This is a genomic window from Pseudomonas sp. P129 (assembly GCF_020312195.1).
Lineage (GTDB): Bacteria > Pseudomonadota > Gammaproteobacteria > Pseudomonadales > Pseudomonadaceae > Aquipseudomonas > Aquipseudomonas fragariae.
The window spans coordinates 1-476 of sequence record NZ_JAGPYS010000040.1 but is presented as its reverse complement, the minus strand read 5'-3'; the positions used below and the strand labels follow the sequence as shown (position 1 = coordinate 476).

Here is a 476-nt window from a genome sequence, read left to right as displayed (position 1 = left end):
AAATTTTTAAAGAACGATCTAATCAAAGACTAGAAATCAACATTCAGGCACTGATCATCAGGATCAATGGAATGCTCATTTCTAAGCTTTCAAAACAGAAGCAGTAAGTGGTGGAGCCAAGCGGGATCGAACCGCTGACCTCCTGCGTGCAAGGCAGGCGCTCTCCCAGCTGAGCTATGGCCCCGTATTTCTACATACCGTGGAGGCGTCTACTCTGACCAGCTATCTCACCAGTAAACTGGTGGGTCTGGGCAGATTCGAACTGCCGACCTCACCCTTATCAGGGGTGCGCTCTAACCAACTGAGCTACAGACCCGAACTCGGGCGCTGCTTCTAATCGTCTTCTTCAATGAATCAAGCAATTCGTGTGGGTGCTTATGGTGCAGCTGAGTCGTCGATTAAGGAGGTGATCCAGCCGCAGGTTCCCCTACGGCTACCTTGTTACGACTTCACCCCAGTCATGAATCACACCGTGG

General features: G+C 50.8%; 2 tRNA genes and 1 rRNA gene. All 3 read right to left on the bottom strand.

Annotated elements, in window-relative coordinates:
• Window positions 1-108 precede the first annotated feature (108 nt).
• Window positions 109-184: transfer RNA gene (locus tag KBY02_RS26040), tRNA-Ala, on the bottom strand.
• Between the two features lie 55 nt (window positions 185-239).
• Window positions 240-316 (bottom strand) — tRNA-Ile (locus KBY02_RS26035).
• Between the two features lie 83 nt (window positions 317-399).
• Window positions 400-476: ribosomal RNA gene (locus KBY02_RS26030) — 16S ribosomal RNA — on the bottom strand; the annotation flags it as partial.